Source organism: Arthrobacter koreensis (genome assembly GCF_009193255.1).
Lineage (GTDB): Bacteria > Actinomycetota > Actinomycetes > Actinomycetales > Micrococcaceae > Arthrobacter_B > Arthrobacter_B koreensis.
The window spans coordinates 44,053-62,902 of sequence record NZ_WACG01000003.1 but is presented as its reverse complement, the minus strand read 5'-3'; the positions used below and the strand labels follow the sequence as shown (position 1 = coordinate 62,902).

Genomic DNA, 18,850 nt, shown 5'->3' with positions numbered 1-18,850 from the left:
AACAGCGCCGATCCAGGCGCCCAGTAGAACCGGACGGGTAAGCCCGTCACAGCAGTCAATGAGCGGCAGCCGTCGCGCACCCGGTACAGGGGAGTACGACGGCGGCAAGCGAGGTGGTACCGCGGCTTATCTCCGGCGTTCGCGCCGGGCAGAGTTCGCCCTTGCATCCTGTTTTTACAGCCAGATTCACTTGCCGCTATCAGGATGACGAATATGCCACAGATCTACCCCAAGGCCACCACCGGTGATGCTTCCGAAGCTGCCGCGTCCTCACCCAGGTTCCCCGAAATCGAAGAACGGGTCCTGAAGTACTGGGACCAGGACGGGACCTTCCAGGCCTCGATTGACGCACGGCCCGCCGGGCAGGACGGCTCCAACGAATTCGTCTTCTACGACGGTCCGCCCTTCGCCAACGGCCTGCCCCACTACGGCCACCTGCTCACCGGCTACGTCAAGGACCTGGTGGCCCGCTACCAGACCCAGCGCGGACACCGCGTGGAGCGCCGCTTCGGCTGGGATACCCACGGCCTGCCCGCCGAGCTCGAGGCCATGAAGCAGCTGGGCATGAGCGACAAGGTGCAGATCGAGAAGATGGGCATCGACAAGTTCAACGATGCCTGCCGCGCCTCAGTCATGAAGTACGCCGGCGAGTGGCAGGACTACGTCACCCGCCAGGCACGCTGGGTGGATTTCGAGAACGACTACAAGACGCTCAACGTCGAGTACATGGAGTCGGTGATCTGGGCGTTCAAGACCCTGCATGAAAAGGGCCTGACCTACAGCGGCTTCCGGGTGCTCCCGTACTGCTGGAAGGACGAGACGCCGCTGTCCAACCACGAGCTGCGCATGGACGACGACGTCTACAAGATGCGCCAGGACCAGACCGTCACGGTGACCTTCCCGATCATCGCCGGAGACAATGTGCTCTCTGCGGAGCTCGAGGGCGTCAACGCGATCGCCTGGACCACGACGCCGTGGACCCTGCCAACCAACATGGCACTCGCCGTCGGGCCCGAGGTCCGCTACGCCGTCGTGCCCGCCGGACCCAACGGCACTCTGCTGGACCAGGAAACGGCCGGCGAAGGCCGCTTCCTGCTCGCCGAGGACCTGGTTGGCTCCTACGCCAAGGACCTGGGGTACGACGACGCCGATGCGGCGCGTGCCGCTGTCACCTCCGTGCACACCGGCAAGGAACTTGAGGGCCTGCGCTACACCCCGCTGTGGGACTACTACGCCGACGCCGAGAAGTGGGGCACTGCCAACGCCTGGCGGATCGTTGTGGCCGACTACGTCACCACCACCGACGGCACCGGCATCGTCCACCAGGCCCCGGCCTACGGTGAAGATGACCAGAAGGTCTGCGAAGCCAACGGCATCCCCGTCATCCTCTCCGTGGACGAGGGCGGCAAGTTCCTGCCCATGTTCGGTGAGGGTCCGCTGTCCGAAATCGCCGGACTGCAGGTCTTCGATGCCAACAAGGCGATCACCCGCGAGCTGAAGTCCGAGGGCCGCCTGCTGCGCCAGGCCAGCTACGAGCACTCCTACCCGCACTGCTGGCGCTGCCGGAACCCGCTGATCTACAAGGCTGTCTCATCCTGGTTCGTGGAGGTCACCAAGATCAAGGACCGCATGATCGAGCTGAACCAGGACATCAACTGGATCCCGGAGAACGTCAAGGACGGCCAGTTCGGCAAGTGGCTCGAAAACGCCCGTGACTGGTCGATCAGCCGCAACCGCTATTGGGGCAGTCCCATCCCCGTCTGGGTTTCGGATGACCCCAACTACCCGCGCACGGATGTCTACGGTTCCCTCGCGGAGATGGAAGCGGACTTTGGCCGGCTGCCGCTGAACAAGGAGGGCCAGCCGGACCTGCACCGTCCGTTCATCGATGAACTGACCCGCCCCAATCCGGACGACCCCACCGGCAAGTCCACCATGCGGCGCGTCGAGGACGTGCTGGACGTCTGGTTCGACTCCGGCTCGATGCCCTATGCGCAGGTGCATTACCCGCACGAGAACGCCGACTGGTTCGAGCACCACAACCCCGGCGACTTCATCGTGGAGTACATCGGCCAGACCCGCGGATGGTTCTACACGCTGCACATCCTCGCCACGGCACTCTTTGACCGCCCGGCGTTCCGCAACGTCATCAGCCACGGCATCGTCCTCGGTTCGGACGGGCAGAAGATGTCCAAGTCCCTGCGGAACTACCCGGATGTCTCCGAGGTCCTGGACCGCGACGGTTCCGACGCCATGCGCTGGTTCCTGATGGCTTCCCCAATCCTGCGCGGCGGCAACCTGGTTGTTACCGAGCAGGGCATCCGCGACGGCGTCCGCCAGGTCATCCTGCCGCTGTGGAACGTGTGGCACTTCTTCACCCTCTACACCAACGCCGCGAACAACGGCGCTGGCTACGAGGCAACCCTGCGCCATGAGTCCACCGAGCCGCTGGACACCTACATGCTGGCCGCCACCGGAGACCTCATCCGGAACATGACGACGGCGCTGGACACCTATGACGTGTCCGTCGCCTGCGAGATGCTGCGCGCCTACATGGACACGCTCACCAACTGGTACGTCCGCCGCAGCCGCACCCGGTTCTTCGAGGAAGACACCCAGGCCTTCGACGTGCTCTACACCTGCCTCGAAGCGCTCTGCCGCGTCGCTGCTCCGCTGCTGCCCCTGGTCAGCGAGGAGATCTGGCGCGGGCTGACTGGCGGCCGCTCCGTACACCTGACCGACTGGCCCGAAGCCGGTGCCTTCCCTCGGGATCCGGACCTGGTGGCCCGCATGGACCTGACCCGGAAGATCGCGTCCGTTGGTTCCTCGCTGCGCAAGGCCGCCAACCTCCGCGTACGGCTTCCGCTGTCCGAAATGACCGTGGTGGCACCGGACGCTGAAGCACTCAAGGGCCAGTTCGCGGCCATCATCGCCGATGAACTGAACCTGAAGTCCGTTCGCCTGGTTGAAGCCGGATCCGCTGATCCGGCCGAGTTCGGGATCACGCAGAAGCTGGTCGTCAACGCCCGTGCAGCCGGACCGCGGCTGGGCAAGAACGTGCAGAGCGCCATCAAGGCCTCCAAAACGGGGGACTGGTCCGTTGCCGAGGATGGAACCGTCACTGCCGGCGGCCTGGCCCTGGAACCGCACGAGTACACCCTGGAGACCGTGGTTGAATCCGGCGAGGGCGAGTCCTCCAAGGCCGTTGCAGTCCTGCCCGGCGGCGGGTTCCTGGTCCTGAACACCGAAGTCACGCCCGAGCTGGCAGCGGAAGGCACCGCCCGCGATGCCATCCGCGCCATCCAGCAGGCCCGCCGCGACGCAAACCTGCACATCAGCGACCGCATCCGCACCACGGTGGTTACCGGAGCGCAGAGTGCGGCAGCGCTGGAAGACAACGCAGACCTGGTCAAGGCCGAAACCCTGACCGGAGAACTGGTGGTTGACGGCTCCGGAAACCAGGACGACTCATTCACCGTGACCGTGGAGAAGATCTGATGAGCACCGAAGACACCCCCTCGGGTTCAATTGACGGTTTCTCGGTGGAAAGCGTCTACGCCGAGCTGCTCAGCCGCGCCCCCGAAAACAAGATGGAGCCGCGTATGGCTCCGCTGTTCCGGGCCATGGAGATCCTGGGCGAGCCGAACAGGGCGTTCCCCATCATCCACATCACCGGCACCAACGGCAAAACCTCGACGGCGCGGCTGATCGAGGGCGGCCTGCGCGCCTATGGCCTGCGCACCGGTCGCTACACGAGCCCGCACCTGAGCAAGGTGACCGAGCGGATCAGCATCGACGGCGAGCCCGTTGCGGATGAGACGTTCGTGCGCATCTGGGACGAAATCCGCCCCTACCTGGCCATGGTCGACGCCGAACTGGACGCCGCCGGTGAGCCCCGCCTGACGTACTTCGAGTGCGTAACCATCCTGGCCTTCGCGGTCTTCGCGGACGAACCCGTGGATGTGGCCGTGATCGAGGTGGGCCTGGGTGGCATCACCGACGCTACGAACGTGGGGGACGGAACCGTCTCGGTGGTCACCCCCATTTCCCTGGACCACACCGAACTGCTCGGCGACGACGTCGCGGACATCGCCTTCGAGAAGGCGGGAATCATCAAGGAAAACGGCTTCCTGGTCAGCGCGGCGCAGCCGGTCGAGGCCGCCCAGGTACTCCTGGAGAAGGCCAACGAGGCAGGAGTGCCCTTCCGGTTCGAAGGCATCGAGTTCGGTGTCGAGTCCCGCACCATGGCCGTCGGCGGCCAGATGGTCACCATCAACGGACTCGCCGGACGCTACGAGGACCTGCTGGTTCCGCTGCACGGTGAACACCAGGCACAGAACGCGGCCGTCGCCGTGGCCGCACTGGAAGCCTTCATTGGGGGAGGAGCCAAGGAACTGGATGCGGACCTGCTGCGCACCGGCTTCCGGACCGTCACGTCCCCCGGACGCCTTGAAGTAGTCCGCACGGCACCGACCATCATCGTGGACGCGGCACACAACCCGGCCGGAGCGAAGGCAAGCGCCCAGGCGGTGCTTGAATCCTTCAATCTCTCGTCCCTGGTGCTGGTCGTCGGCATCCTGGGTGAGAAGGACGCCGTCGGCATCCTGGCTGAGCTGCACGAAGTACTCGGTGACATTGTCTCCGGCGTCTGCCTCACCCAGTCCAGCTCTCCGCGGGCCATTCCGGCGGACGAGCTGGTGCAGGACGCGGTAGACGCAGGCTTCGCGGATGAGGATATCCAGGTTGAACCGGCTCTCGATGACGCCATCGAGTGGGCCGTAGCCAAGGCCGAGGAGAATAACGACCTCGGCGGCGGCGTCCTGGTGATTGGCTCCATCACGGTGGTCGCGGAAGCGCGCACCCTTCTCGGAAAGTAAGCACATGGCACGAATGACCAAGGCACAGCGCGAATGGCGTCCCGGCATGCCCAAGAAGCGCCGGTCCATCCGCGTAATGTTTGCTTCCACCGTCCTGAGCCTGGAGGCCTTCGTGGTGCTCTTCGGCACGCTGGCGGTGTTTGGCCTGCAGCGGGACCGGGTGGCACCGGCAGCTATCCTGGCCGGTGGAATCATCCTGGCGGCTGCCCTGGTTCTCACCTGCGCCCTGCTGTCCAAGCCGGCCGGCCCGGCGATCGGCTGGATCCTGCAGCTGGCCATCATCGCCACCGGCTTCCTGGAACCCATGATGTTCCTGGTAGGAGCTCTGTTCGCCGGAACCTGGTGGTACGGACTCCGCGCCGGCGCCCGGTTGGACAGGGAAAACCGGCAACGGGACCGTGAACAGGCGGAATGGGAAGCTGCCCACCCGGCTGGTACGGAATCCGGCGAAGCCAGCAGCTAGGCTTAGGAACAGCTGAACCGCATTCCCACTCAACCTCCAAGGAGAAACCAAGCGTGAGCACCGAGCGCACTCTCGTCCTGATCAAGCCGGACGGCGTCAAGCGGAACCTGACCGGCGCCATCCTGGCCCGCATCGAAGCCAAGGGCTACACCCTGGCCGAGCTGAAGAAAATGGACGCCACCCGGGAACTGCTCGAAGAGCACTACGCGGAACACGTCGGCAAGCCGTTCTACGAGCCGCTGGTCGAGTTCATGCTCAGCGGTCCGATTGTCGCAGCCGTCTTCGAAGGCCAGCGTGTCATTGAAGGTTTCCGGTCCCTGGCCGGCGCAACCGAGCCCACCACGGCAGCACCCGGCACCATCCGCGGCGACTTCGGCCGCGACTGGGGCACCAAGGTGCAGCAGAACCTCGTTCACGGCTCGGATTCGCCCGAGTCCGCTGAACGCGAGATTGGCATCTGGTTCGGCAAGTAGTCCACGGATCCACACAGTTCCTCAGGAGGCCGGCACCCGCCACGGGTGCCGGCCTCCTGTACATCCGTGGTGCGCTGGCTAGGCTGGGGCGCATGGCACTCATCCACAAGGCAGACCTGAACCCGACAAAAATTGAACTGATCTCCGGCTGGCTCTCAACGGTGCCTTGGTTCACCGCTGCGGACGGCACGGGGAACCTGGCTGAGCCGCTGGCGGCGTACCGCTTCGATGACCCCGAGGGCCAGGTAGGCATGGAGACGCACATCGTGCGCAGCGGGAACCTGACCCTGCAGGTGCCGCTGACCTACCGCGCCGGGCCCCTGGAAGGCGGGGACGGATACCTGGTGGGCACCATGGAGCACTCTGTCCTGGGCCGCCGCTGGGTCTATGACGGCTGCGGGGACCCGGTGTACGTCAGGGCTTTCACTGCGGCGGTGGTCGACGGCATGGACCAGGCTCCGCTGTATGCCGAGGAGGGCGGGGTGCGCCGTGAGCTGCCGCAGTCCATGAAGCTTGAAACGAGTGGAATGCCCGACGGCGAGGAACTCGTGGAAGCACCCGAACGTGAACCGGCGGGGTGGACTGCCACCCTTATGCACCACGATGGCTGGGAGCTGTCCCTGGTCCGGGTGCTGGACCTGGGCGGACGGGCCGCGCCGCCTCCGTCGCTGGTGGGTACGTGGGAGGGACAGCGCGAACCCGTCGTGCTCGGCTGGGGCCTGCCTCTGGGGTAGGGAACGTCCTGGCGGGAACTGGTTAGCTGCCGAGGAATGCGTTCATGAACCGGAAGAAGATCGAAGCGGCCGTCGCGACCCAGATGAGGGCCGTAATGGCCCAGGCCCATTCCGAAACGAAACGCACGAGGCCCACCGGTGCCGGAATGACGCCGTGTGCCAGGTTACGCACCGTGGTGAAGACGAACAGTGGGATCATGGCGGTCCACACGACGATGCAGTAGATGCACAGCACATAGATGTCGAACAGTGCCTGGCTCCAGAGCCAGACCACGAACACCATGCCCAGCGTTACTCCCGCCTGTACTGCAGCCCAGTACCAGCGGCTGAAGCGTGCACCGGCGAGCATGGACATGGCAACGGTGATCATCACGGCGAAGGCCACGATGCCGATCAGGGGATTCGGGAAACCGAACAGCGAAGCCTGCCAGGTCTGGAAGACGGTTCCGCAGGAAACCCACGGGCTGATATCGCAGCTCGTAATATAGCTGGAGTCGGCGTAGACCTTCAGGCGCTCAATGACCAGGATTGCGGAGCCCAGCCAGCCGATGACCGAGGTGATGAGCACCAGCCAGGCAAACGGTTTTTGCTGAACGGAGCGGACCAGTCCTGCCTCGCCGGTCCTCCCGCCCAGATCGGCTCCGCTGGTGGTGCTGGTGGAACTGGAAGGCACGTGCTGCTCCTTTTGCCGGGTATCGGTGGTCCGATTCTATGTGTTCCAGATACCTAAATGACCTCCGTGTGAGATAATGGCTGTGGCTGGTGTCGGATCCACATTCCGTCATTGGTCCAGCGACAGGCTTCCGGTGCTGTCGGCGATGCTTCCCAAGTAGGAATGCCCATCAATCCGGATGGGGCAGGGGAATCCGCTGAACAGCCCTACCACAGCCCAAAACGCCTAGCCGTTCCGAGCAGGTAGCAGGAAAAGCGCCGCTGGTCTTGCAAGTGATGCCGCGCCCTCAAGATGGTGCGACCTTGGAAGACATTTAGACGACTTCCGGCTGGCGCAGGCTCCGATGCCCCCGCACAGCCGATACATTGCCCTCCGGGCATTGGAATGTGGCCAGTGCCGCGGGGGCCGGAGCATAGCTGTATATGAATACTGACCGCACAACAGAAGAAGCAGTCGAACCAGCCGCAGAGGTCCAGGCTGCTGACGGGCCGGGTTCGGCTGCCGTCGAGGCCACGGAGACGGACGCGCCGGCGAAGGCACCCGCGAAGCGGGCACCGCGTGCCCGCCGCAAGCCGGCAGCCGCAGAAGCAGCGGAAGTACCGGCTGCTGCGCAGGAACCGGCCCTGCTGGAAACCCCGGCGGAACAGGAGTCTGCGGAAACGGCAGCTTCCGAGCCCGCAGCGAAGCTCAAGCGCACCCGGGCTCCCCGCCGCAAGGCCGCAGCAGAGCCGAAGGCTGAAGAAACCGCCTCTGACGAAACCGCATCCGAAGGCGCGCCCGAAGAAGCTGCCACTGTATCGCCCGACGCCGAATCACCCGCCGAGGCCCCGGTTTCTGAGGCTTCCGCCGCTGAGGCGCCGGCCAAGACCGTCCGGCGCCGCCGCGCGTCGGCCAAGAAGGCTGCCCCCGAAGCTGCCGAGGCAGCTGAGGCCGCCGAAGCAGCTGCAGGCGCAGAAGGTGCCGGTAACAAGGACTCCGCACCGGAACCCGTCGCTGAAACAGCCTCCGCAGAAGCAGCCGCTGGTGCTGAAGCGGCCGAGCCCGCCCCGGCCAAGACCCGGACGCGCCGCCGCGCCTCAGCCAAGGCCGGTCCAGCCTCGGAAGCGGCCGATTCCGGCGAACCCAAGACCGAAACCGGGGAGTCCGGACAGGACACGGTCGACGAAGAAGAAACCAAGCCCGCGCAGTCATCCGTGCTTGACCCCTTTGCCATTCCTGAATCACCCACCTCCGTGCTCTTCCACGCCCCTGACCTCACTGCCGTGCAGGCAGCCGCTGCGGCCGCAGCCGCCGAAAGCGATGAAGACGAGGCACCCGAGGACGACGGACGGGAGACGAACCGGTCCCGCCGCAGCCGTCGTCGCAGCCGCGGACGCACGCGAACTGAAGGCGAAGCAGGCGCCGACGGCGAGGAGACTGAGTCCGGTGATTCGGGCGAAGAGAACGCGGAAGGCGTGACCTCCCGCCGTCGCAGACGCCGCCGCCGCGGAGACGCGGACCTGGAACTGACCGGCGGATCCGACGACGATCCGCCCAACACCGTCACGCGTGTCCGTGCCCCGCGTGCGCACGCAGACGCCCCGGTGAGTGACCGTGTCACCTCTGTGAAGGGCTCCACCCGCCTCGAAGCCAAGAAGCAGCGCCGCCGCGAATCCCGCGAGTCCGGCCGGCGCCGCCATGTCATCACTGAGGCCGAGTTCCTCGCCCGCCGCGAGTCAGTGGACCGGCAGATGATTGTCCGCCAGCGCGACGACAGGATCCAGATCGGCGTCCTTGAGGACGGCGTCCTGGCCGAGCACTTCGTCTCGAACACCCAGCAGGATTCGCTGATCGGCAACGTTTACGTTGGCAAGGTCCAGAACGTGCTGCCCAGCATGGAAGCAGCGTTCGTGGATATTGGCCGCGGCCGCAACGCCGTGCTCTACGCCGGTGAGGTCAACTGGGATGCGGCAGGCCTGGACGGCCAGCCGCGCCGCATCGAACTTGCCCTGAAGTCAGGTGACTCCGTCCTGGTCCAGGTCACCAAGGACCCCGTGGGTCACAAGGGCGCCCGCCTGACCAGCCAGATCTCTCTGCCCGGCCGCTACCTGGTCTATGTGCCGGGCGGTTCCATGACCGGTATCTCGCGCAAACTTCCGGATGTGGAGCGCAACCGGCTCAAGAAGATCCTCAAGGACCACCTTCCGCAGAACGCGGGCGTCATTGTGCGCACGGCGGCTGAAGGTGCCTCTGAGGAAGAGCTGATGAATGACATCAACCGCCTCCGCGCCCAGTGGGAGAACATCGAAGCGAAGGCGAAGTCCACCAAAACCCTTCCGCCCGAACTCCTGTACGGCGAGCCGGACCTCACCATCAAGGTTGTCCGCGACGTCTTCAACGAAGACTTCTCCAAGCTCATCGTCTCCGGCGAGGAAGCCTGGGACACCATCGAGGCGTACGTCACCTATGTGGCTCCGGACCTCGTGGGACGCCTGGAGAAGTGGACCAAGGACGAGGACATCTTCGCGGCCAGCCGCATCGACGAGCAGATCGCCAAGGCGCTGGACCGCAAGGTCTTCCTGCCCTCGGGCGGTTCGCTGGTCATCGACCGCACCGAAGCCATGACCGTGGTGGACGTCAACACCGGAAAGTTCACCGGCAGCGGCGGCAACCTCGAAGAGACCGTCACCAAGAACAACCTGGAAGCGGCGGAAGAAGTGGTCCGCCAGCTGCGCCTGCGGGACATCGGCGGCATCATCGTCATCGACTTCATCGACATGGTGCTCGAAGCCAACCGGGATCTTGTGCTGCGCCGCCTGGTTGAGTGCCTTGGCAGGGACCGCACCAAGCACCAGGTTGCCGAGGTCACCTCGCTGGGCCTGGTGCAGATGACGCGCAAGCGCATGGGCACGGGCCTGCTGGAAGTCTTCGGCGAAGAGTGCGAGCACTGCGCCGGCCGCGGCGTGATCACCCACGACATCCCGGTGGAACACCGCCGCAGCACGAGCCACGCTGTCTCCGATGACAACCACTCCCAGCACCTGAAGCAGGAGAAGGCTTCCCGCGGGGAACGCAAGCGCCGGAACCGCGGAGGCAACCAGAACCAGCAGCAGAACCAGCAGCCTCCGGCGGTACCGGCGGAGCAGCCCAAGGCAGAAGAGCCGCAGGCGGAGGATGCTGAGCGCGCGGCCAAGGCGGAGGCAGCCCGCGCAGCCCTCGCGAGCATTGCGGCGGCCACCGCGGCAGCGCACGACGCCGATGCCCCGCACGCTGACCGCAGCGCTGCCGAGTCCGCTGCTTCAGCAGGCGAAGGCGGCAACGCCGGTGCCGAGGATAAGCCCCTCATCCGCGAGCCCAAGGATGACGCACCGGCGGAAGCAGGCGCCGTCCTGCGCATTCAGGGGGAGACGGTGGTGGTTCCGCGCCGCGAACGCCGCCGGCCGGTACGCCAGGACGTGCAGCTGACGCTCGAAAGCCTCACCGAGGCGTTCAACGAGGTGTCGCCGAAATCTTCCGAGCCGCAGGTCCGGAAGCCGGAAGGGGAAAGTGAAGGCGCGCGCGTCCCCGCGGGCAGCGACAGCCTGAATCCCCGGGAAAACGTCTCCGGGTCCTCCGAACCGGTTTCTGCTGAACCGGCCCGCCGGCCGCGGCGGCGCCGTGCAGCACGCAGTCCGCAGGGTTCGGCTGACGCCCAGATCATTCAGGCGGGCCCCGAGGAGGCTGCGGGTGCCCAGGGAAGCAGCACCACGGCAGCTCCGGCTGCTCCGGCAGCCCCGCGCACGGAAGGTTCGGCTCCGGTGATCCTCGGCGTCGGCGTTCCGGCTTCTGACCTCTAGCAGTCAGCAAACAGTTCAGCTCCCGGCGGCACCGTCCGGGAGCTGAACTGTTTAACGGTTGTCCGCGCGCTGCCGTCCGAACGCGCGGGAGCGCCGGTCGGCCTCGGTCCGGGAGTGCTATAGAATGTTTCTAAGCGCAGTGACGTCCCCAGTTCACCCGGAGGATGGCACGCTGGACTTGCCGTGCATTTGCGGCACATGGGTCCCTTAGCGTAGCCTTGAACTTCGGTGCGAACGCCTTCTAAGCCGTTATTCGGTACAGGGCGTGACTGCATGGCGCAGGCCGGACACATTGTTGGTCCGGCGGAGTGCGCATCCAAGTATTAAACGTCGAGAGAAGTGAGTTCCCAAGTGGTGTACGCGATTGTCCGCGCTGGCGGCCGCCAAGAAAAGGTTTCCGTCGGAGACCTCGTAACCCTGGACCGCGTCCCCGGTGGAGCCGGTAGCACCTTTGAGCTGCCTGCCCTGCTTTTGGTTGATGGCGACAAGGTCACCTCTGCCGCCAAGGACCTGGCCAAGGTTACGGTTACGGCAGAAGTTATCGAAAACTTCCGGGGTCCGAAGATTGTCATCCAGAAGTTCAAGAACAAGACCGGTTACAAGAAGCGTCAGGGCTACCGCTCCTCGCTGACCAAGGTCAAGGTCACCTCCATCAACTCCTGATTCCTAACGTCGGGGACCGCTCGGTCCCGGACCGCGGGAATTGTGCCCGCACCTAGGCATCAAAGTCAGTCATAGCAAAGGCAGGATTTAGAAAATGGCACATAAGAAAGGTGCGAGCTCTACTCGCAACGGCCGCGACTCCAACGCTCAGTTCCTGGGCGTAAAGCGCTTCGGCGGCCAGGTTGTCAAGGCCGGCGAGATCATCGTTCGCCAGCGCGGCACCCACTTCCACCCCGGCGCAGGCGTTGGCCGCGGTGGCGACGACACGCTGTTCGCCCTGGAGGCAGGCGCTGTTGAGTTCGGCAGCCGTCGTGGCCGCCGCGTCGTGAACATCGTCGCAGCAGCCGAGTAATTTCGGCACACAGCTTTTCCGGTGGGGCGGGCCAGATGGCCCGCCCCACTGTTTTTTTAAGCCGAGTAGAATTGGCTTGATCCAAAATTTTTCAACAAGGAGAACCATGGCCAGCTTTGTAGACCGTGTTGTACTGCATGTTTCAGGCGGTGCCGGCGGCCATGGTTGCGTGTCCGTAAAGCGTGAGAAGTTCAAGCCGCTTGGCGGTCCCGACGGCGGCAACGGCGGGGACGGCGGGGACGTCATCCTGCGCGTTGACGGCCAGACCACCACCCTGCTGGACTACCACCACGCACCGCACCGCCACGCCGGCAACGGCGGACCGGGCATGGGCGACTGGCGCGCCGGCAAGACGGGGGAGACCCTGGTGCTTTCCGTACCGGAAGGAACCGTCGTCAAGACCAAGGATGGCAAGGTCCTTGCAGACCTGGTTGGCATGGGCGCCGAATACATCGCCGCGGCAGGCGGACAGGGCGGCCTGGGCAACGCCTCGCTCTCCTCGCAGAAGCGCAAGGCCCCCGGCTTCGCCCTGCTCGGCACCCCCGGCGACGAGCGGGACATCGTCCTGGAACTTAAGTCCATCGCAGACATTGCACTGGTTGGGTTCCCGTCCGCCGGCAAGTCCTCCCTGATCGCTGCGATGTCCGCTGCCCGGCCAAAAATTGCCGACTACCCCTTCACTACGCTTATTCCGAACCTCGGCGTTGTCCAGGCCGGCGATGTCCGGTTCACGGTGGCGGACGTTCCCGGCCTGATTGAAGGTGCTTCGGAGGGCAAGGGACTGGGACACCACTTCCTCCGGCATGTTGAGCGATGCGCCGCCCTGGTCCATGTGCTGGACTGCGCGGCCCTCGAAACGGACCGCGATCCGCTTGGCGACCTCGACGTGATCGAGGCCGAACTCGAAAAGTACGAAGTGGACATGAGCTACGCCGGTGCTGACGGCGACGTCGTGCCCTTGAACCAGCGGCCCCGCCTGGTGGCGCTGAACAAGGTGGACGTTCCTGACGGCCGCGACATGGCTGAATTCGTCCGTCCCGAACTCGAGAAGCGCGGTTATCGTGTCTTCGAGGTCTCCGCGGCCAGCCACGAGGGACTGCGCGAACTCGGCTTCGCGATGGCTGCCATCGTCGCCGAGGCCCGCAAGGCCGTGGAAACGGCGCCGCCGCGCGTCGCGCCCCCCGTTGTCCGTCCCCGCTCCGTCAACGCCAAGGGTGGATTCACCATCCGGCGGGAAGAGCGGAACCTGGAGCCGCTGTTCCGCGTCCTGGGTGAGAAGCCCGTGCGCTGGGTCCAGCAGACAGACTTCACCAACGACGAAGCCGTGGGCTACCTCGCGGACCGCCTGGCGAAGCTTGGCGTTGAAGACCAGCTCTTCAAGGCAGGCGCAAAGCCCGGCGACGCCGTGGTGATCGGCGAGGGCGACGGCGTTGTCTTCGACTGGGAGCCGACCATGATCGGCGGAGCCGAGCTCCTTGCAGCGTCCCCGCGCGGCTCGGACATCCGCATCGAAGAGTTCTCCCGTCCCACCCGCAACGAGAAGCGTGAAGACCACCAGAAGCGCAAGGATGCCCGTGCGGCAGCCCGCGCGGAGCTGGAAGCCGAACGCAAGGCTGGAATCTGGACCGAGTCGGTGAACTACAAGCACTCCCGTCCCACGTCGGGCGATGACGACTAATCGCTTCACAGACGCGGGGCACGGGCCCGCTTGGGCATAGGCTGGTTCGGTCATGAGGAAAGAAAACGCTGAAGCCAAGTCCACCGCCGCACCCAAGCGCCCGTTGATGTCCCGTGCCGGACTGGCACGTGCCCGCCGCGTCGTCGTCAAGGTGGGGTCCTCCTCCCTGACGTCGGTTGCGGGCGGTATCTCGGATGAGGCCCTGACCTCGCTGGCGGACGTGCTGGCAGCGCGGCGCCGGCAAGGAACCGAAGTCATCCTCGTGTCCTCCGGTGCCATCTCCGCCGGACTGGCCCCGCTGGGGCTGTCCAAGCGGCCCTCACAGCTGTCCACACAGCAGGCTGCTGCCAGTGTTGGGCAGGGCCTGCTGATGGCCCGCTACACGGAAGCGTTCGGTCGCCACGGAGTCACGGTCAGCCAGGTCCTGCTGACCATCGAAGACCTCATGCGGCGCACGCACCACGCCAATGCGCACCGGGCGCTGGAACGCCTGCTGAACTTCGGCGTCGTGCCCATCGTCAACGAAAATGACACTGTGGCCAGTCACGAGATCCGCTTTGGCGACAATGACCGCCTGGCCGCGCTGGTGGCGCACTTGGTCAAGGCAGACGCCCTGATCCTGCTTTCCGACGTCGACTCCCTCTACGACGGTCCGCCGTCGGCCGGAGCCCGCCGTATTCCGGAGGTTACCGGAATGAAGGACCTGGAAGATGTCCGGATCGGCAAGGTCGGCAAAGCGGGCGTGGGTACCGGGGGCATGGCCACCAAAGTGGAGGCCGCGACCATCGCCGCCCAGTCCGGCATTCCCGCCCTGGTTACCTCCACTGAAAACGCAGCGGCGGCCCTGGCCGGCGAAGACGTGGGTACCTGGTTCACCACGCGGGGCGTCCGCCAGCCCATCCGCCTGCTCTGGCTGGCCCATCTGGCCCGCATCCAGGGAACGCTCGTCCTGGACGACGGCGCGGCGCGGGCCGTGGGGGAGCGCCGCCGTTCCCTGCTCCCGGCCGGAATCGTGGCCGTTGAAGGCCATTTCGAACCCGGGGATCCGGTGGCCCTGGCCGATACATCCGGGCGGGTCCTGGCCCACGGCCTCACCAACTACGCATCCGATGAACTGCCCCGGATGCTCGGACGCTCCACGCGCGAACTGGCGAAGGAATTCGGCCGCGGCTATGAACGCTCAGTGGTACACGTCAATGACCTCGTGATCCTCCAGCCGCACGGTTCTTCGGCGGTTCAGCCTGCGTCACGCACCCTCCAGGACGACGGCGCCGCCGCTACACTGGGAGCATGACCGTCCAAGAGACCGCTTCCGTGAACCGCAACGCTGAATCCGTGCCCACGCCGGAGGAAGTCGAAGCCGGAGTCCACAGCATCGCAGACCGGGCCCGCGCCGCTTCCCGCCGGATGGCCCGCGTGAACCGGGCGTGGAAGGACCTGGCCCTGGAACAGATTGCGCAGGATGTGGTCGCGCGTCGTGACGCCGTCCTGGCCGCCAATGCCAAGGATGTGGAGCGCGGGCGTTCCAGCGGCACGTCGGAGGCGCTCCTCGACCGGCTGACACTGACCCCGGAGCGTATCGATGCCCTCGCCTCCGCCCTGCGGAACCTTGCCGGCCTGCCGGACCCGGTTGGTTCGGTGGCACGCGGCCAGACGCTTCCCAACGGGTTGCGGATGCGCCAGGTGCACGTTCCCCTGGGCGTCGTCGGAGCCATCTACGAGGCCCGCCCCAACGTAACCCTGGACATTGCCGGACTCGCACTCAAGAGCGGCAACGCCGTCATCCTGCGCGGCGGCAGCGCGGCAGCAGCCACGAACACCGTGCTCGTGAACCTGATCCGCGATTCACTGGACACCGTGGGGCTGCCCTCCGACGCCGTGCAGACAATCGACCAGTACGGGCGGCCGGGAGCGAACTTCCTGATGAAGGCGCGCGGCAAGGTTGATGTCCTCATTCCGCGCGGTGGCAGGGATCTGATCCAGAACGTGGTCACCAATGCGGCGGTACCTGTCATCGAAACCGGGGAAGGCAACGTCCACATTTACCTGGACGAAACCGCGCCCGAGGAGATGGCGGTGGACATCCTGCTGAACGCCAAGACGCAGCGCCCCAGTGTCTGCAATACCGTGGAGACCCTCCTGGTACACGCTGACTGTGCTGCCGCTCGGGAAGTGCTCTCGGCACTGGCCGCTGCGGGAGTCCGCCTGCACGCCGACGAGCGCATCCGTGGAATCCTGCCGCAGGGCACTGCGGTGCTGGAGGCAACGGAGGAGGACTGGGGCCGGGAATACATGGACCTGGACCTCGCCGTGGCCATGGTGGACTCGATGGACGAAGCGCTGGAGCACATCAGGACTTTCTCCACCGGCCATACCGAGGCGATCATCACCAATGACCTCGCGAACGCCGAGCGTTTCATCGCGGAGATCGATTCAGCAGCCGTGATTGTCAACGCCTCCACCCGGTTTACCGACGGCGGCGAACTGGGACTCGGTGCCGAGGTAGGCATCTCCACGCAGAAGATGCATGCGCGCGGACCCATGGGACTGAAGGAACTGACCACCACCAAGTGGATCATCCAGGGCGATGGCCAGGTGCGCGCCTAGGCAGGGCTGCAGGCGTGCGGACTGCGGAGTTATCGCCCCGTACGCGTACCATTGATCTAGAAACGATGCTCCGCCGGGATGCCCGGCGGTTGATTTAGGGAGATTCATGCTGATCCAGCTTTCCAGTGCTGCGCTGATGGCGGCCGAAGTTGCCGAAGAACACGCCGAAACGTCGCCGTTCGTGTACGGCGGAGTGATCTTTGCGATTTTCATGGTGCTGATGTTCGCGACCATGGCATTCACCAGCCTTGGCCACCGCCATGAAGCGGTGCCGGAACACGTTGATCCCCAGCGCCAGTTCCCGAACAAGCACGACCACGGCCAGGGCATCCCTGAATAGGCTTCGGGAGCAGCTGAACCGGCTGGGACCATGGAAAGCGCAGATCAGGAGCAGGCGAAAAGCCCGCGTCCCTACCGGCTGGGCGTGATGGGCGGGACGTTCGATCCCATCCACCACGGCCACCTCGTGGCCGCAAGTGAAGTGGCCTCGGTTTTCGACCTGGATGAAGTCGTCTTCGTGCCCACCGGCGAGCCGTGGCACAAGTCCGCCCAGGAGGTCACCCCGGCTGAACACCGGTACCTGATGACGGTCATCGCCACCGCGTCGAATCCGCGATTCAAGGTCAGCCGCGTGGACATCGACCGTCCGGGACCCACCTACACGATTGATACGCTGAGGGATCTGCGCCATGCGCGCCCGGACGCAGAGTTGTTCTTCATCACCGGCGCCGATGCGATGGCGCAGATCCTTTCGTGGAAGGACGTCCAGGAACTGTGGTCCCTGGCCCACTTCGTGGGCGTCACGAGGCCCGGGCATGAACTGCAGAACATGGGCCGCGATGACGTCAGTCTCCTGGAGGTTCCGGCGATGGCCATCTCTTCGACGGACTGCCGGGCGCGCGTGGCGGCATCGGAGCCCGTCTGGTACCTGGTGCCGGACGGCGTGGTCCAGTACATCGCCAAGCACAACCTGTACACCCCTGTTCAGCAGCAGACGAGGCCCGCCACCACTGAGCCAGTAGCCTGAGCAATCAACACCTGATGGGTAGGAAATGACGAACGGTCCAGAGTCCGCAGACGCACCCCGACGCAGCCGCCGCGCGGCCGGCACCGGGACTGCTGCCGGAGCGCAGGAACGGGAGTCCCAGCAGCGGGCCAGGGACCGCGAGGCGCTGCGCGCTTACAAAGCGCTGACGGACAGCCAGCCCCGGCCTGATGCGGCTGATGCCAACCCGCCAACCCGTCGCCAGCTCCGTCTCGCCCAGCAGGCCGCCGCCCAGCAGGCCGCCGCCCAGCAGGCCGCCGCCCGGAAGAATGCCCCACCGGCCGAACCGACGGACCGGCAGCAGCCGCCCGCGGCAGAACAGCGGAACGATGCTCCAGTGTCCCGGCAGGGCCGCAGGGACGGAACAGCTGCCGGCCAGAACTCCGCGCCCCAGCCGGGAACCCGCCGGGAACGCCGGCGTGCCGCGGCAGCAGCTGATCCGGCAGCTGTACCCGCCCATGACGCAGCAGAACATGACGCAGCGGCGGGCCGGGCCGCAGCCGGCGAGGCTCCCTCCGGCAAGGCCGCATCTGCGGACACATCCGAACCGGCCGGGGAACCTGGAACGGCCGAGGAACCTGGAACGGCCGAGGAACCTGCACCGAACGAAAAGGCTGCGGAAGCGTCCGCCGTCCAGGCGCCCGTCGTCAAACCCCTAACTCCTGCTCCCCAACGCGCTCCAGCAGTCCGCGAAGACTCGGCGGCAGGAGCACAGGCGGCGGAGGAGCGGCAGCCCGCGCCGGAACCGAACGCCGATATTGCCAACATGACGGTGGAGCAGGCGCTGGCAGCCCGCGAAGCTCTGAAGCACCAGGCCCGCAACCAGGTTGCTGCAATGGAAGCGCTCCAGCAGTCCGACCCGCATGCCGTGGACCTCGAACTGCTGGCACAGCAGCGGGCGTTGGCTGAACGCGCGGCTGTGCTCAACCGCAGGACGCAGAACATGCAGCGCCTGGCCCAGGAAAATGAGCAGCGCCGCTCATCACCCTCGGACCCCACCACCGCGCACAACCTGGCCATGGTGACCCCCCTTGAATTCGTGGAGGTGCCTGGGCTCGACCGTCCGGTGATGCGGCCGCCGGCCACTTCGCACGTGCCCGTAGTGACGTCGTCGAACCCTGCTGCGCGCAAGCCGCCCGCAGGACGGATGGCTCCGGCAGCGAGGCCAGGGACCGAACGCCGGCCCGCCAGGCTGGAGGAATCCGCCCCCGCCGCCCGTGCGGAAGTGCGCCATTCCAAGATTCTGGCCCGTGCCGACGCCCTGGTGAACGCACCACTGGAAGTTGACCAGGGTGCCAAGCCCGTGGGTGCCCGCAGCGCCTTCGGCCTGGACCCGCTGGATGTCATGACCGCAGGCCTCGGCCGCACCCGGCGGATACGGTTTGTATCCCTGGGAATCGTGGGTGTAGGGCTCATTGCCCTCACCATCGGAGTACTAATGATCGTCGGCGGCTTTGGCAGCTGATACCA

The 18,850-nt window shown here is 65.8% G+C and carries 15 protein-coding genes; 14 read left to right on the top strand and 1 reads right to left on the bottom strand.

Annotation, left to right across the window (positions count from 1 at the left end):
• Positions 1-213: 213 nt before the first annotated feature.
• The 5 genes from ileS (at position 214) to GD628_RS10190 (ending at position 6,547) form a co-directional block, all read left to right on the top strand.
• The gene (gene ileS, locus GD628_RS10210) at positions 214-3,498 is read left to right on the top strand and encodes an isoleucine--tRNA ligase (RefSeq protein WP_226802482.1); all 3,285 of its coding nucleotides are present in this window, start codon (positions 214-216) and stop codon (positions 3,496-3,498) included.
• Positions 3,498-4,877, top strand: coding sequence for a bifunctional folylpolyglutamate synthase/dihydrofolate synthase (locus GD628_RS10205; protein WP_152274651.1), 1,380 nt, complete (start codon positions 3,498-3,500; stop codon positions 4,875-4,877). The genes ileS and GD628_RS10205 overlap by 1 nt, the downstream gene beginning before the upstream one ends.
• Positions 4,878-4,881: 4 nt before the next feature.
• Positions 4,882-5,340, top strand: coding sequence for a DUF4233 domain-containing protein (locus GD628_RS10200; RefSeq protein ID WP_091604216.1), 459 nt, complete (start codon positions 4,882-4,884; stop codon positions 5,338-5,340).
• Positions 5,341-5,393: 53 nt separating this feature from the next.
• Complete coding sequence (gene ndk / locus GD628_RS10195; protein ID WP_091604219.1) at positions 5,394-5,813, top strand: nucleoside-diphosphate kinase; 420 nt, start codon at positions 5,394-5,396, stop codon at positions 5,811-5,813.
• 92 nt (positions 5,814-5,905) lie between these two features.
• Positions 5,906-6,547 carry a CG0192-related protein gene (locus tag GD628_RS10190; protein ID WP_091604222.1) on the top strand — a complete coding sequence of 214 codons (642 nt, stop codon included), beginning with the start codon at positions 5,906-5,908 and terminating at the stop codon, positions 6,545-6,547.
• 22 nt (positions 6,548-6,569) lie between these two features.
• On the opposite strand, the gene GD628_RS10185 is transcribed toward GD628_RS10190, so the two are convergent.
• Positions 6,570-7,220, bottom strand: a complete 651-nt coding sequence (locus GD628_RS10185; RefSeq protein WP_420837571.1) for a vitamin K epoxide reductase family protein — start codon at positions 7,218-7,220, stop codon at positions 6,570-6,572.
• 422 nt (positions 7,221-7,642) lie between these two features.
• Here GD628_RS10185 and GD628_RS10180 point away from each other — a divergent pair, with 422 nt between their 5' ends.
• From GD628_RS10180 to GD628_RS10140, 9 genes are all read left to right on the top strand, one after another.
• Complete coding sequence (locus tag GD628_RS10180) at positions 7,643-11,035, top strand: Rne/Rng family ribonuclease (RefSeq protein ID WP_152274650.1); 3,393 nt, start codon at positions 7,643-7,645, stop codon at positions 11,033-11,035.
• Between the two features lie 351 nt (positions 11,036-11,386).
• Positions 11,387-11,698 carry a 50S ribosomal protein L21 gene (gene rplU / locus GD628_RS10175; RefSeq protein WP_055240883.1) on the top strand — a complete coding sequence of 104 codons (312 nt, stop codon included), beginning with the start codon at positions 11,387-11,389 and terminating at the stop codon, positions 11,696-11,698.
• Positions 11,699-11,792: 94 nt separating this feature from the next.
• Positions 11,793-12,050 (top strand): 50S ribosomal protein L27, encoded by a 258-nt coding sequence (gene rpmA / locus GD628_RS10170; RefSeq protein ID WP_055240884.1) that lies wholly within the window; start codon positions 11,793-11,795, stop codon positions 12,048-12,050.
• Between the two features lie 106 nt (positions 12,051-12,156).
• Positions 12,157-13,728: a GTPase ObgE gene (gene obgE, locus GD628_RS10165; RefSeq protein WP_091604229.1), complete on the top strand. Its 1,572-nt coding sequence runs from the start codon at positions 12,157-12,159 to the stop codon at positions 13,726-13,728.
• A 52-nt stretch (positions 13,729-13,780) separates the two neighbouring features.
• Complete coding sequence (gene proB / locus GD628_RS10160; protein WP_193313242.1) at positions 13,781-15,022, top strand: glutamate 5-kinase; 1,242 nt, start codon at positions 13,781-13,783, stop codon at positions 15,020-15,022.
• On the top strand, positions 15,019-16,335 hold the full coding sequence (locus GD628_RS10155) for a glutamate-5-semialdehyde dehydrogenase (protein ID WP_152274649.1): 1,317 nt from the start codon (positions 15,019-15,021) through the stop codon (positions 16,333-16,335). The genes proB and GD628_RS10155 overlap by 4 nt, the downstream gene beginning before the upstream one ends.
• Before the next feature lie 106 nt (positions 16,336-16,441).
• Positions 16,442-16,675 carry a hypothetical protein gene (locus GD628_RS10150; protein WP_091604235.1) on the top strand — a complete coding sequence of 78 codons (234 nt, stop codon included), beginning with the start codon at positions 16,442-16,444 and terminating at the stop codon, positions 16,673-16,675.
• A gap of 30 nt (positions 16,676-16,705) precedes the next feature.
• Positions 16,706-17,362: a nicotinate-nucleotide adenylyltransferase gene (nadD, locus tag GD628_RS10145; protein WP_091604238.1), complete on the top strand. Its 657-nt coding sequence runs from the start codon at positions 16,706-16,708 to the stop codon at positions 17,360-17,362.
• A 25-nt stretch (positions 17,363-17,387) separates the two neighbouring features.
• Entirely contained in the window at positions 17,388-18,845 is a 1,458-nt protein-coding gene (locus tag GD628_RS10140) for a hypothetical protein (protein WP_152274648.1), read from the top strand.
• The last annotated feature ends 5 nt before the right edge of the window (positions 18,846-18,850 follow it).